The sequence below is a fragment of the Chryseobacterium sp. Y16C genome (assembly GCF_022488405.1).
Classification (GTDB): Bacteria; Bacteroidota; Bacteroidia; order Flavobacteriales; family Weeksellaceae; genus Chryseobacterium; species Chryseobacterium geocarposphaerae.
Genome location: NZ_CP092711.1, coordinates 500100 through 514537 on the forward strand (window position 1 = coordinate 500100; position 14438 = coordinate 514537).

At 34.6% G+C, this 14438-nt stretch carries 16 protein-coding genes; 6 read left to right on the top strand and 10 right to left on the bottom strand.

Annotated elements, in window-relative coordinates; all coding sequences use genetic code 11:
• Positions 1-69 precede the first annotated feature (69 nt).
• From atpG to MKS83_RS02075, 3 genes are all read left to right on the top strand, one after another.
• Positions 70-930, top strand: coding sequence for an ATP synthase F1 subunit gamma (gene atpG, locus MKS83_RS02065; RefSeq protein WP_240581764.1), 861 nt, complete (start codon positions 70-72; stop codon positions 928-930).
• A 368-nt stretch (positions 931-1298) separates the two neighbouring features.
• Positions 1299-2657 (top strand): hemolysin family protein, encoded by a 1359-nt coding sequence (locus MKS83_RS02070; RefSeq protein WP_240581765.1) that lies wholly within the window; start codon positions 1299-1301, stop codon positions 2655-2657.
• A gap of 11 nt (positions 2658-2668) precedes the next feature.
• Positions 2669-2974: an ATP-dependent Clp protease adaptor ClpS gene (locus tag MKS83_RS02075; protein ID WP_240581766.1), complete on the top strand. Its 306-nt coding sequence runs from the start codon at positions 2669-2671 to the stop codon at positions 2972-2974.
• Positions 2975-3098: 124 nt separating this feature from the next.
• Here the strand turns inward: MKS83_RS02075 and MKS83_RS02080 are convergent, their stop codons facing one another.
• The 7 genes from MKS83_RS02080 to MKS83_RS02110 form a co-directional block, all read right to left on the bottom strand.
• Entirely contained in the window at positions 3099-3770 is a 672-nt protein-coding gene (locus MKS83_RS02080) for a DUF2625 domain-containing protein (protein ID WP_240581767.1), read from the bottom strand.
• A 77-nt stretch (positions 3771-3847) separates the two neighbouring features.
• A complete protein-coding gene (locus MKS83_RS02085; RefSeq protein ID WP_240581768.1) occupies positions 3848-5203 on the bottom strand; it encodes a M20/M25/M40 family metallo-hydrolase in 1356 nt (451 codons plus the stop codon).
• 2 nt (positions 5204-5205) lie between these two features.
• Entirely contained in the window at positions 5206-6603 is a 1398-nt protein-coding gene (locus MKS83_RS02090; RefSeq protein WP_240581769.1) for a M28 family peptidase, read from the bottom strand.
• 54 nt (positions 6604-6657) lie between these two features.
• Positions 6658-7902: a DUF1015 domain-containing protein gene (locus MKS83_RS02095; RefSeq protein WP_240581770.1), complete on the bottom strand. Its 1245-nt coding sequence runs from the start codon at positions 7900-7902 to the stop codon at positions 6658-6660.
• A gap of 6 nt (positions 7903-7908) precedes the next feature.
• A complete protein-coding gene (locus tag MKS83_RS02100; RefSeq protein ID WP_240581771.1) occupies positions 7909-8868 on the bottom strand; it encodes a D-2-hydroxyacid dehydrogenase in 960 nt (319 codons plus the stop codon).
• A 127-nt stretch (positions 8869-8995) separates the two neighbouring features.
• Positions 8996-10060 (bottom strand): 3-phosphoserine/phosphohydroxythreonine transaminase, encoded by a 1065-nt coding sequence (gene serC / locus MKS83_RS02105; RefSeq protein ID WP_240581772.1) that lies wholly within the window; start codon positions 10058-10060, stop codon positions 8996-8998.
• Between the two features lie 108 nt (positions 10061-10168).
• Positions 10169-10519, bottom strand: coding sequence for a 4Fe-4S binding protein (locus MKS83_RS02110; RefSeq protein WP_034682968.1), 351 nt, complete (start codon positions 10517-10519; stop codon positions 10169-10171).
• A gap of 59 nt (positions 10520-10578) precedes the next feature.
• On the opposite strand from MKS83_RS02110, the gene MKS83_RS02115 reads away from it, so the two are divergent.
• The 3 genes from MKS83_RS02115 to MKS83_RS02125 are packed head-to-tail and all read left to right on the top strand — an operon-like array spanning position 10579 to position 12827.
• A complete protein-coding gene (locus tag MKS83_RS02115; protein ID WP_240581773.1) occupies positions 10579-11613 on the top strand; it encodes an acyl-CoA reductase in 1035 nt (344 codons plus the stop codon).
• A 37-nt stretch (positions 11614-11650) separates the two neighbouring features.
• A complete protein-coding gene (locus tag MKS83_RS02120; RefSeq protein WP_240581774.1) occupies positions 11651-12097 on the top strand; it encodes a peptidylprolyl isomerase in 447 nt (148 codons plus the stop codon).
• Between the two features lie 40 nt (positions 12098-12137).
• Positions 12138-12827 (top strand): Bax inhibitor-1 family protein, encoded by a 690-nt coding sequence (locus MKS83_RS02125; RefSeq protein WP_100375495.1) that lies wholly within the window; start codon positions 12138-12140, stop codon positions 12825-12827.
• Between the two features lie 151 nt (positions 12828-12978).
• Here the strand turns inward: MKS83_RS02125 and MKS83_RS02130 are convergent, their stop codons facing one another.
• From MKS83_RS02130 to MKS83_RS02140, 3 genes are all read right to left on the bottom strand, one after another.
• Entirely contained in the window at positions 12979-13227 is a 249-nt protein-coding gene (locus MKS83_RS02130) for a DUF6952 family protein (protein ID WP_240581775.1), read from the bottom strand.
• A 4-nt stretch (positions 13228-13231) separates the two neighbouring features.
• Entirely contained in the window at positions 13232-13537 is a 306-nt protein-coding gene (locus MKS83_RS02135; RefSeq protein ID WP_100375497.1) for a thioredoxin family protein, read from the bottom strand.
• 127 nt (positions 13538-13664) lie between these two features.
• Positions 13665-14297 carry a peroxiredoxin gene (locus MKS83_RS02140; RefSeq protein ID WP_100375498.1) on the bottom strand — a complete coding sequence of 211 codons (633 nt, stop codon included), beginning with the start codon at positions 14295-14297 and terminating at the stop codon, positions 13665-13667.
• Positions 14298-14438: the final 141 nt, after the last annotated feature.

Genomic DNA, 14438 nt, shown 5'->3' on the forward strand with positions numbered 1-14438 from the left:
ATGTTTAAGGTTTAGAATTTCAAAGTTTTAAACCTTAAACTTCAGACCTTAAACTTTGAACCTAAATTAATGGCAAACTTAAAAGAAATACGAGGTAGAATCAGTTCAATTTCATCTACGATGCAAATTACACGTGCTATGAAAATGGTTTCGGCGGCGAAACTAAAGAAAGCACAGGATGCGATCGTAATGTTGAGACCTTATTCTGAAAAACTTCAGGAGATCATCCAGAATGTAAATTCAAGTTCAGATCCTGATCAGGTTTCTGTTTATGCTCAGAAAAGAGAGGTGAAGAGAGTTCTTTTCATTGCTGTAACTTCCAACAGAGGTTTGGCAGGTGCTTTCAACTCATCTATCGTTAAAGAGCTTAACAACCAGTTTCAGAATAATTCTCAGCACGAAATTGAGGTTCTTACCATTGGTAAAAAAGCTTTTGATGCTGTAAGAAGAACGAGAACAGTATTTTCTAACGAAAGTGCAGTATTTGATAATCTTACATTTGACAGAGTTGCTAATGTTACTGAAGGGGTAATGAAAAGTTTCAGAGACGGTAAGTTTGATGAAGTTTATTTGATTTACAATAAATTTGTAAATGCTGCATTGCAAGAAGTAACTGCAGAACAACTTCTTCCAATTTCAATGCCTGAAACAGAAAGATCAGAAGTAGAAACAGATTATATCTTTGAGCCTAATAAAAATGAGATTTTGGATAATTTGATTCCAAAATCGATTAAAACTCAGGTGTTCAAAGCTGTTTTAGACTCTGTAGCTTCTGAGCACGGAGCGAGAATGACCGCAATGCATAAAGCAACAGATAATGCACAGGCATTGAAAAATGATCTTGTAATTTTCTACAATAAAGCGAGACAGGCAGCTATTACAAACGAAATCCTTGAGATCGTTTCCGGCGCTGAAGCTTTAAAGAGCTAACAAGAAATAGCATTTATCAAATCTATAATACAAAGCATCGAAATATTCGGTGCTTTTTTGTTTTCAGGAATTCCGTATACAGTACTTTATTTTTTTACATTAATTGGCGAAGTAATAAAAAACAGGAGTGATTATTAAGAAATATATGAAATAAGTTAATTTATTTAATTGATAAACATTTAGTTAAATGAATTTATTTATAAATTGGTTTAAGATGTGGAGAAGTAACAGTAACAGGATAATATATTTGTATCTCTATAAATAAAAGAACGATTCTCTTGGCCGATCGTATGATTTCCGGAAAATAGGGCGGATTTAATTATATTATTTTGTATATCTTTGTATAATAAATTTATATTAATTTCTAAATGGATTCGGACATAGTCAGGCTTTTGTTGGCCTTATTACTTGTTTTACTTAATGGCTTTTTCGTAGCCGCAGAATTTTCAATTGTTAAAGTTCGTTATTCACAAATACAGCTAAAAGCCGCAGAAGGTAACTCTATGGCAAAGCAGGCAGAGCATATTATCAAGCATCTTGATGAGTATTTATCTGCAACACAGTTAGGAATCACTTTGGCTTCCCTGGCTTTAGGTTGGGTAGGAGAAAGTGCATTGCACCACATTGTGGAAAATATTTTTGACTCTTTTAATATCAATCTTAGTCAGTCATCCATTACTTCGGTTTCATTGATTATTAGCTTTGTATTGATTACCATTATGCATATTGTTTTTGGTGAGCTTATTCCTAAGTCAATTGCCATCAGGAAATCAGAAGCAACTACGATGGCAACGGCAGTTCCTTTGAGAGTTTTTTATACGATTTTTAAACCATTTATATGGTTGATGAACTCTATGTCGAATGGTTTTTTAAGACTGATTAAAATACACCCGGCATCTGAACAGGAAATCCACTCTACAGAAGAGTTGCAGCTTTTGGTAAAACAAAGTGCAGACAGTGGGGAGATTGAGGAGGAAAACTATGAGATCATTAAAAATGCGTTCGATTTTACAGATCATTCTGCAAAACAGATCATGGTTCCGAGACAGAATATTACTTCTATTGATTTTGAAGAGGATATCAATGAGATTATCAACAAAATTATGGATAGCGGATATTCCCGTATTCCGGTTTATGAAGATTCAATAGATAATGTTATTGGTATTTTATATACTAAAGAAATCATCAGGGAGTTTGTAAAAAGAAAAGGTGAGCTCAATCACGAAGATCTGAAAGAACTAATGCGTGATGCTTTCTTTGTAGTGGGAAGTAAAAAGATTTCGGATCTACTGAAAATTTTCCAGCAGAAAAAGCAGCATTTGGCCATTGTAATTGATGAATTCGGAGGAACTGAAGGAATTATCACCCTTGAAGATATTTTGGAAGAGCTTGTAGGGGAAATTCAGGATGAAGAGGATGATGAAGATAAGATTGTCGATAAAATGGGAGAAGATACTTACTGGGTTCAGGCCACGCAGCCTTTGGATGAAATTAACGAGTTTTTACCTAAGAAACTGCCTCTTTCTGAAGAAAGTGAGTACAATACATTAGCAGGGTTCATTCTTCATGCTTTGGAAGATATTCCGGAAGAGAATCAGGAATTTGACCTGGATAATTATCATTTCAAAATTTTGAAAATGAATAATAAGAGTGTCGAGCTTGTAGAATTGGTATATGAACAGCCCAATAATATTAATGAATTGGCAGATAAAATAGGTGAAGTTTAAAATTAATAAGTATGTTTTTTCATAACCATATAAAAGATTACGAAAACCCGAAACGTCAGTATGAAGAAGAAGTTCTCGTACTAGATGATTTGGATGAAGTGTACAAACTCGTTTTGCATAACGATGATATACATACTTTTGATTATGTCATAGATTCATTGATAGAAATATGTAAACATACGCTGGAGCAGGCCGAGCAATGTACAATATTAGTCCATTTCAAGGGCAAATGCACGGTAAAAACCGGATCAATGGATTTATTAAAACCGATGCATGAAAAATTACTTTCAAGGGAATTAACAAGCGAAATTATGTAAGGATTTTAATCTTTATTAATGATAAAATAAAAAGAGTTCAGAAAATCCTGAACTCTTTTTATTTTTATATTTTAAAATTGGAAATCTGTCATTTCGACGAAAGGAGAAATCTAATTTTGTTCTTTTATTTATCAATAGGATTTATTTTAGAAACTTTTAATTTATAAACTTCTTCAATATTTACCTTGCTTTTTTGAACAGAGTCGATATCTCTTCCTTCTTTAGTCCATAGATAAGGGTAAAATATAAAAGCTTCGTTTGTACTTAAATCTTTAAAATCTTTTTCCCAGTTTTTCCATCGTAAATCTTTGTAAAACCCGTCTACATTTCCATTAAAACAGAAATTAATAAAATCAGAATATGTAAAATCCAGAGGTTCTGTTTCCAAGCTGTCAGGCGCAAAATAATAAACTTTTCCTAAGTCGCTTCCCAAGTCGCCGCCATTTAAAAGAAAAAAGCCTCCTATAGCATCATCAGCAATGATTAAGTGGCCTGGCTTCTCACCAAAATTTTCAAAGGTTTTTCCTTTGTTCCAATTAGGTAAATTTCGGTCCAATTTATTATTGCTAGATCCATAAATTCTAATCCAGCCATCATTAATTAGAATTCCTCCGGTATGGAAAACTATTGCTCCCATAGGAGAACGAGTTGATATTTGAATATTAAATAATGCTTCTTTTGATTTCAGAGAATCTCTTTCTAAAATCTGAACTTTATTTCGGGCACTTTTTTTCCATGTTTGGACTAAGGTTATTGCATCCTCATTTTTATTTATTAAATCTTTTAAATCCTTCATTTTTGTTTGGGCGAAAGACAGGCTTAGGAATAAAGTTGATGCTAAAATTAGAAATTTATGTTTCACATGTAAATAGTTTACCAGTTTTTATCAATCATATAAATAAGCTGTGTCATTACTGTTGCACCAAGAAGCAGTTCTCTTCTGTTGACTTTCTCAAAAGTATCTTCTTCGGTATGGTGAATGTCAAAATATCTTTGCGAATCCGGAACAAGTTCTGCAGCAGGAACTCCCATATCCCGAAGTGGATAAATGTCTGTTCCTGAATATTTATTTTCAAAATCATAGGCACCGTAAGGAAGGAACAAAGGTTTCCAGCTTTGGATCTGCTTTCTTTTTGTTTCATCCATTTCCAGAGCAATTCCTCTCGGAGTAAAGCCACCCGCATCCGATTCTATGGCAAAAAGATGTTTTTCATTGTTTTCTTTAGCTGTTTTTCCATATTGTATGCCTCCTTTTACACCATTTTCCTCATTAGCGAAACAAACCACACGTATTGTATGATTGTTTTGAATTCCCAATTTTTTGAATGTTCTTAGAACTTCAATACTCTGAACAATTCCGGTCCCGTCATCATGAGCGCCTTCACCGACATCCCAGGAATCTAGGTGCCCGCCTACAACGATGACACTTTTATCCTTCTTGCCTGTAATTTCTCCAATAACAGAGTGGGAGAGCTTTTCTCCTTTCATTCCGCAGTTGGAGTTTAATTTTGCCACAACCTTCTGAGATTTTAAAAGATTTTCAAGTTCATCGGCTGTAGTACTTCCAATGGCCACTGCAGGGATTTTTTTATCATCCTGATAACGCATGGCTCCGGTATGCGGAACATCATCAAAAGCAGAAGAAAGAGATCTGATAATGGCAAATTTTCCACCTTTCTTAGCCGTTAATGAAGCGGCTGTTGTTCTGTATTTTGCCGCATCACTGTATCCTTTGAACGTTTCGATATAAGACTGACTGAATGGATAGTTGAAGAAAACGATTTTATCTTTTACCTTTTCTGTGGGTAATTTTTCATACTCATTCATAGATTTTACCATGATGATTTCCCCGGAAACATCTTTATTGCCTGTTCCTTCAGAATTTCCTAAAGAAAGCATTTTTAAGCTTTTCCATTTTCCGGTATCAGTCTTGATCTGCAAAGACTCTTTTCCTCTTTCCCAAACCGGGATCATCACTTCCTGTAGCCATACCTTATCTGCTCCCGCATCACGAAGTTGTTGTGCTGCCCACTGAACAGATTTTTCATAAGCCGCAGAACCGCTCAGGCGATGACCTATATTTTTAGTTAAATCTCTAAGCTCATTATAGGCTTTGCCATTATTTAAAATCTCCGTTGAAATTTTGTTGAATTGTATTGAATCTTCTTTGCTTTGTGCTATTAAGCATAAATTCAAAAGTAGAGTAGTTGTTGTTATAATTTTTTTCATTTTTACCAGTTTTGATCAATCATAAGTACCATTTGGGTCATCACTATCGAACCTAAAAGAAGTTCACGTTTATTTACTTTATCATAAGTATCCTGAACAGAGTGGTGATAGTCGAAATATCTTTGTGTATCTACAACAAGTTCCGCAAGGGGAACATCCAGTTTTTTCAGGGGTGAAATATCCTGAATAGCATCCGTCTGGTCAAAATCATACACGCCATAAGGTAGGAAATAGTTTTTCCATTCAAAGATTTGTCTTCTTCTTTGCGGAGACATATCCAATGAGAATCCTCTCGGGGAATATCCTCCTGCATCGGTTCCTAAAGCAAAAATGTGTTTCTCCTCTTTCTTTTTTACGTAGGAAGCATACATTTCCCTTCCTTGTCCGCCATTTTCACTATTGGCAAATAAAACAACTCGTATGGTATGGTTGTTTTCATAGCCAAGTGCTTTTAGCGTTCTTAAAACCTCAATACATTGTACAACCCCGGTACCGTCGTCAATCGCACCTTCTCCGAAATCCCAGGAATCCAGTTGAGCACCTAAAAGGATTACTTTAGAATCTTTTTTACCGGGAATTTCGGCAATAATATTGGGATTAACGGTTTCTCCTTTTGATTCCGCAGACATATTGATCTTTGCCGTTACCTTTTCCTTCTTTAGCAGTTTTTCAAGCTCATCCGCAGATTTTGCACCGATGGACACCGCCGGAATTTTTGCCTTATCATCCGGTTCATAGTACACCATTTTAGCATGGGGAATATCATTATAAGCTGTAGTTAATGATCTTATGATTAATGCTTTTGCTCCGGTTTTTGCAATTACGGAAGCTGAAATGAGCTTTGATTTAGCTGTAATTAAATAGGAATCGCTGGTATTAACAATGGTTGGATCTAAAGGAAGGTTAACGAAAACAATTTTATCTTTTAGCTGGCCAATAGATAAAGCATTAAGCTCTCCGGTCGTATTGATTAAAACAATTTCGCCGATCAGATCTTTTCCGTTCGTTCCTTCAGAATTTCCGAAAGAAAGCATTTTAATACTTTTCCAGTCACCATTTCCTGCTTTTATCTGCAAAGATTCTCTTCCTCTGATCCAAATGGGAGCTTTTGCATCCTGTTTCCAGATGGTTTCAATTCCGATTTCCTTAAATTGTTTTTCAGCCCAGTCGACTGCTTTTGTATATCCTGGAGTGGCGCTGAAGCGGGGACCGATTCCTTTGGTAAGTTCACCAAGATTGTCATAGGCCGTTCCGTTAATCATAATTTCGTCTGAGATTTTTTTGAACTCAGTATGATAATTATATTTAGGAGTAGGAACCGTTTTTTTGACCTGCTTCTTTTGAGAAAACAAAAATCCACCCAAAAAGAGTGGAAATATGATAAGTAATGATTTCTTCATTTTTATACTGACCTATTTCTTTTCAAAGCATAAAAATAAATAAAAAATTATGAATTAAGGCTTCATGTCATACATTAATAAAGCTGTTACCAGTTTAGGTTCTATAAAGGTACATTTTGGCGGCATACTCAATTTAAGATCCGAAATCTTGATCATATCATTGAAGCTTACAGGATAGATTCCGAAACCTACCTTACCTTCACCTTTATCAACACTTTCTTTCAGTAGTTTAATTCCTTCAATATTTGAAGTTCCTTTGATGTAAGAGATTTTATCTGAGCTGTCAGAATCTTCTATATGAAGGATATCTTTAATAATATATTTATCCAAAAGATGATGATCCAGATTATCCAAAGACATTTCCTGGGAACGAAGATCATGCTTTACGTGAAGAGAATAAAACTTTCCGTCAAGATACATAGAGATATGGAACTTCTGAGAAGGGTAGTATGGAGTTTCTTCTTTTTCGTGAATCAAGAAATACTTTTCAAGTTTTGACAGGAATTCTTCAGAGCTCAAACCATTCAGATCACTGATAATCCTGTTATAATCGTGAATTTTTATGGATTGGTTGGAAACAATGAAACTGTATACAAAATTATAAGGTTCAGTCCCGTTATGTTTCTTGTTTTTATCTTTCAGACGTTTTGCATTCAAGGCGGTAGATCCTATCCTGTGATGTCCATCTGCAATATAAAAAGAGTCGATCTGATCAATAACTTCCTTGAATTGCTGTAATTTCAGACGATTGTCGATTCTCCAGATTTTATGACGGATTCCGATACTATCTACATGATTGAAAATAGGTACATTTTTCTCTTCATGATTCATCAATAATTCTATTTTTGAATTAGAAGGATAGGTTAATAATACCGGTTCTGCCTGTAAATTTACTTTCTCAAGATAATGAGCCAGTTTTTCTTTCTTTTGCGGAATGGTACTTTCGTGTCTTTTGATTTTTCCGCTCCAGAAATCCTCAATACTGCTTAAACCTAAAAGGCCTCTAAACACCTGTTTATTAGGGTATATTTGCTCATAAAGATAATAAGCCGAGTTATCCTGTACCAGGACTTTCTCATTCAGAAGCTCTTCGAAGGTAGTTCTTATTTTCCTTAAATTCCTGTCTACATCTTTAGATTTACTTACCACATATGGTTTAATCATATTGATGTAAGTGTTTTCAACCTGTGCTTTTTCAGCAATTTCAGATTGGGTAAAATTATCTAATGGATGAGTAGGAAAAGTGGCTTCATAATCTTTATGAGGTCTTATTCCACGAAATGGTTTAAAAACAGGCATATTTCTTTATAGTTCGTTTTTTATCTTAATAATTTGTTCTGCAAGTTCCAGTCCTATTTTTTCCTGTGCATCTACCGTATTTCCACCTACATGAGGTGAAAGTGATAATGCAGGATTCATCAAAAGTGGTAATTCAGGATTAGGCTCGTTTTCAAAAACATCCAAAGCTGCACCGGCCACTTTTTTAGATTCAATAAAATCAATTAAAGCCACTTCATTCAGGACACCGCCTCTTGCAGTATTTACAATATAAACGCCGTCTTTCATTTTTTCAAACTCCGGCGTATTTATAATATATTCGTTCGTTTTAGGCGTATTGATACTGATGAAATCCACTTCTTTTAAGAAAACGTCCATATCGTTGGTAGAAGTGATTTCAAATTTCACCGACTGTCCGTCGAAAAAATTCAATGTAAGGATTTCCGTTTTAGGTTTTCGGGTTAAAACTTTAATTTTCATCCCTAAAGAGATTCCTATTTTCACCACTTCCTGACCAATGCTCCCAAAACCAATAACTCCTAAAGTTTTTCCTGAAAGTTCATGCGCATTACTAAAAGACTTTTTCATCGCATTGAAATGGGTTTCCCCTTCCAATGGCATTAATCTGTTGGATTCATGAAGAAATCTTGCTAAAGCAAAGAAATGTCCGAAAACCAATTCCGCAACTGATTTTGAAGAAGCTGTCGGCGTATTGATAATGTATTTTCCTTGTTCAATAGCATATTCAACATCAATATTGTCCATTCCAATGCCTCCTCTTCCGATAATTTTCAGATTCGGACATGCATCGATAAGATCCTGCCTCACTTTCGTAGCACTTCTTACCAAAAGAACGTCTACGTTATTCTCGTTGATGAAATTGATTACGTGGTCTTGAGCAACTCTGTTGTCCAAAACTTCAATTCCCGCATTTTTTAATGCCTGTTCTCCTGCTTTCGAAATACCGTCGTTAGCTAAAACTTTCATGGTTTCTTATTTGATTTAAAGATTAAAAAATTTAAATATTTAAAAATTCTAAATCGGGGTCGCAAATTAAGAAAATTTAAAATAATGGTAATAATCTTTTAATCGCTGATATTTTTTAATCTTTAAATTATTTAATAGACTTCATTACATCTACTAAAACCTGCACACTTTCAATAGGTAACGCATTATATAAACTTGCTCTGTAACCTCCCAAACTTCTGTGCCCGTTCAATCCGCTGATTCCTGCAGCTTTCCAGGCATTGTCAAATTCTTCTTTTTTGCTTTCGTCTGTAATTTTGAAAGAAACATTCATTAATGAACGGTCTTCTTTTACACAGAACGTTTCAAATAAGGGATTACTGTCAATTTCATCATACAAAAGTTTTGCTTTTGCTTCATTTCTTGCTTCAGCAGCAGCAATTCCTCCGTTATTCTCCAAATGTTGTAGAGTAAGTAAAGAGGCATACACAGGGAAAACCGGTGGAGTATTATACATTGATTCTTTAGCAATATGTTGAGAGTAATCAAGGATTGAGAACATATTTTCTCTTCCTGTTTTACCTAAAATTTCTTTTTTTATTACTACCAAAGTTACTCCTGCAGGTCCCATATTTTTCTGAGCTCCGGCATAGATCAGATCAAATTTAGAGAAATCCAGTTGTCTTGAAAAAATATCTGAGCTCATGTCGCAAACCATCAAAGTATCCACATCAGGGAAAGTCTTCATTTGAGTTCCGTAGATGGTGTTGTTTGAAGTACAGTGGAAATAATCGTATTCTGAACCTACCGTATAATTTTTCGGAATAAAAGAGTAGTTTTCTTCTTTTGAAGAACCTACGATGTCTACCGTTCCTACTTTTTTAGCTTCTTTAATCGCTCCTGCAGCCCATGTTCCTGTGTCCAGGTAAGCCGCTTTCCCGCCAACTTTCATCAAATTGTAAGGAACCATAGCAAATTGAAGACTTGCTCCTCCTCCTAAATATAAAACTTCGTAATCATCTCCTAAATTCATCAGTCTTTTTACGATGGCACGTGCTTCGTCCATTACCGCAACAAAATCTTTGCTTCTGTGCGAAATTTCAAGAAGCGATAATCCGATTCCGTTGAAATCTAAAATTGCCTGTGCGGATTTTTCGAAAACTTCCTGAGGTAAGATACATGGTCCTGCGCTAAAGTTGTGCTTTTTGCTCATATTTTTATTTTTTGATTTTGTAAACGTTTCTGTTTACAGTTGTACTTTTAGTTTTACTTGGGATATTTGGTAAAAAAAACCGTCTCATGATGTATGAGACGGTGTATGTTATTCACCGTGTAAGAATGCTTTTTTATTAAGCAATGCTTCTTCAGATTCTACGTGATCCTCATCCGGAACACAACAATCTACAGGGCAAACTGCTGCACACTGTGGCTCTTCGTGGAAGCCTTTACATTCTGTACACTTATCGGTTACAATGAAATAAACATCATCACTTACAGGTTCCTGTGGTGCATCCGCATCTACTGTAAGACCTGATGGTAATGTTACAGTACCTTTCAGTTCAGTACCTTCGGAAGCTTTCCAGTCAACTGCTCCTTCATAAATTGCATTATTTGGACATTCTGGTTCGCAGGCTCCGCAATTAATGCATTCATCAGTTATTTTAATAGCCATCGCTAATTTTTTTTAAATTTGCACAAAATTACAAAATATTCCCCAATTTAAAAGTAATTATGAATATTGAAAATCAAGTTTTAGGACTTATTAGACTTAGCGAATATCTTAAGGAGTTTTTATTAAAGAAAACGGAAGATTATAATGATAACGATATGGATTTTGAATTATTATTAAAAAAGTCCGAAATTGAAAACCCATGGTTCACGATTGAAAATCATAAATTTGCTCTGCAGCAATGGGGCGATTTACTGATAGAAGATCATATCAAGAATTGGCTGAAGGAATACACTCCTTCTAAAATCCAAAAAAGAGTAGGGCTGATTTTGGCAGGAAACATCCCTTTGGTTGGGCTTCATGATGTGATTTCTGTTGTGCTGAGCAATCATATTCCTGTCATTAAGCTGTCTTCAAAAGACAGATACATGATTCCGTTTCTCCTTAAAAAATGGAATGAGTTTTCGGAAGGGAATGTTCAGTTCGAGTTTGTTGAAAAACTGGAAAATTTTGATGCGGTAATCGCTACAGGAAGCAATAACACGGCAAGATATCTTGAATATTATTTCAAAGACCGGTTGAATATCATCCGAAAAAACAGAACCTCAATCGCGGTTTTGAAAGGTGATGAAACAGACGAAGAGTTGCAATTATTGGCAAAGGACATTTTTCAGTATTTCGGATTAGGATGCAGAAATGTGACCCGATTATTTATTCCGCAGGATTTTGTAATCGATCGTCTGTTTGAAAACTTTTTAGGGTTTCAGGATATCATTAATCATAATAAATATGCAAACAATTATGATTATAACAGGGCTATTTATCTTTTAAATCAGGAAAAATTCTGGGATAACAATTTTGTGATGCTAAAGGAAGACGATAAGTTATTCAGTCCGCTTTCTGTAATTAATTTCAGCAGGTATTCTTCTTTAGAGGATGTGAAGAAGTTTATTGCAGAAAATGCAGAAAATATTCAGTGTATAGTGGCAAAAGATGAATTGAGACTGGATTCTATCCAATTGGGAGAGGCTCAAAATCCGGGGTTAAATACTTATGCTGACAATATAGATACAATGAAATTCTTAGAAGTTATTTAATTCTTTGTATCTTCATCACTTTAATCAACAAAATTATATGAAAAAAATAGTTCTTGTATTTGCTGTTTTCTGTATTCAGCTTGGGTTTGCACAAAAAGTGACCAGTCTGAAGATTGAAAATACCGGGCAAAAAGAAAAGCTTATAGAATTAAGTAAGAATCAGATTACGTCTTACAATAATAATTTTTTAAAATTCTTAGCCGGCTTAAAATCATCTGACCGCAAAGTGACCGATGCTCTGTTGTCTGCCAAAGCTAAAGAAATTGTAACTGATAAGGTCTATAAAAAGCTTTCTGAAGACATTCATTTTAATAAAACACTGGAAATATTTAAATCAGGGTATAAACCTATGATTGACGGGAGTTCTTATCCTATGATTCAGTACAAATATTCAGATGATAAATCACAGGTTCCGACAGAATTGGTGACTGTAGTATTTGAAGAAAGCGGAAAGATTCTTGGGGTAAAACCTTTTAAGAAATAGATCAGAATATTTAAAATTTAAATTAAATAAAAACATTACTATGATGACAGATGCATTAGTCGCTCATTCTTCAGAGATAGAGCAAGCGGATTTTTACAAAAAAACTTACCTGCACGTTGCTTTATCCATTCTTGCATTTATTGGGGTGGAAACTGTATTGCTAAAGGTGGTTCCTGTGGAGCTTATCGCCATGATGTTCGGACAAAAATACACATGGTTATTAATTATCGGAGTTTTTTGGCTGGCTTCTGTTTTGGCTAATAAATGGTCTTTATCCCAAAGCAGATCAACTCAATATTTAGGGTTAGGATTTTATATTTTGCTTGAAGCGGTGATTTTTCTTCCCATCTTATATATTGCTACAGGGTATTCAGGAGGAGGAACATTGATCTTTCAGGCAGCAATGCTTACTATCGCGATGTTTGCAGGATTATCTCTGGTAGCTTTTACTTCAAAAAAGGATTTTTCTTTTTTAAGAAATATTATTATTATCGGAGGTTTCATTTCATTGGGATTAATTGTTGCCGGAGCAATTTTCGGATTCAACCTAGGACTTTGGTTTTCTGTAGGAATGGTAGTTTTAGCTTCTGCAAGTATTTTGTATGAAACAAGTAAGCTAAAAAATGTATATACAACCGGTCAGTATGTAGGAGCTTCTTTACAGCTTTTTGCTTCCATTATGTTGCTGTTCTGGTATATTCTTAGAATTCTGATGAGTAGAAGAAGCTAGTGATGAGTTATAAGTTATTAACTTTATAATTCGTTTTTATAAACCCAAAAAATCCTGATGTCTTTTCATCGGGATTTTTTATTGAAAAATATAGGGAAACTTCGCGCGAAGTCTGTGCCTTTTTTAAATTCTTAAATCTTTCAATTCAGTTTTACTTGTCAATAGATCCTAAAACCTTTTGTGCAAATGAGTTTAAAGCGTCCTTTTCACTCATTCCGTTTTGTACGTTGGTGTGAACTTCCAAAGCTCCGCAGATATTGGTAATTAACTCTCCTGCAACATTTAAATCTTCTTCACTTGTACCTCTGAACTCGCAGAAACTTTCCAAAACTTCTAATGTCTTTTCAAGATTTTCAGGAGTTTGATTTTGATAAAACTGTCTGATTATAGGTAACTTCATAATTTTACAATTCGTTAAATAAGTTAATTAAACTTTCTGCCTGGTTAGACTGAACCTGATTCACCAATTCACCATTTCTGAAGATGGCGAAAGTAGGTAAGTTGTCAACTTTAGCTAATTTTCGGCTTTCCGGTAATTTTTCAGCGTCTACATACAGGAAAGGAATGTTGTCGTTTTCAGAAGCTAATTTTTTGAATTTCGGCTTCATGATTCTGCAGTTTCCGCACCATGTAGCACCGTACTGAACAACCACTTTTTCATTATCATTTACAATATTCTGTAGTGTATCTTCTGTTAATTCTGTATACATAATTTTTAATTTGAAAATTTGGGAATTTATTAATTTGAAAATGCCAATAAATAGAAAATGAGATAATTTTTAACTAATCAATGCGATTAATTTTCAAATTATCTCATTTTCAAATTAACACATTGTATTAGTTCTTAGACAAATACTCAGCTGTAGAAGTTCTGTCAGCTTTCATCGCTTCTTTTCCTTCTTCCCAGTTTGCAGGGCAAACTTCACCGTGCTTCTGAACATGAGTATAAGCATCGATTAATCTTAAATATTCTTTTACGTTTCTTCCCAGAGGCATATCATTTACAGACTCGTGGAAAATTTTTCCAGTTTCGTCGATAAGGTAAGTTGCTCTGTAAGTTACGTTAGAACCAGTGAAAACTTCTTCACCTTCTTCATTGTATTCGAAATCCTGGTCTACAATTCCTAAAATGTTTGCCAATTGTCTGTGAGTATCAGCTAAAAGCGGGTAAGTAACCCCTTCAATACCTCCATTGTCTTTTGAAACGTTCAGCCAAGCGAAGTGTACTTCGTTGGTATCACAAGAAGCACCGATTACCTTTGTGTTTCTTTTTTCGAACTCTCCTAAAGCTTCCTGGAAAGCGTGAAGCTCAGTCGGGCAAACGAAAGTAAAATCTTTCGGATACCAGAACAAAAGAACTTTTTGTTGGTTTTCTGTAGCTTCCTGGAATACATTGATTCTAAGATCATCACCCATTTCAGACATTGCGTCTACTGTTACATTCGGGAATTTTTTTCCTACTAAAGACATAATTTTCTCGTTTTTATATTTAAATTTTCTGATGCAAATATATAAATATTTCATCTATCAAACAAATTGATTTTGATAAATAAAATCTATAATTGTTTTTGATTGATTATAAAGAAAAAAGCTCTGATTCCAGAGCTTTTA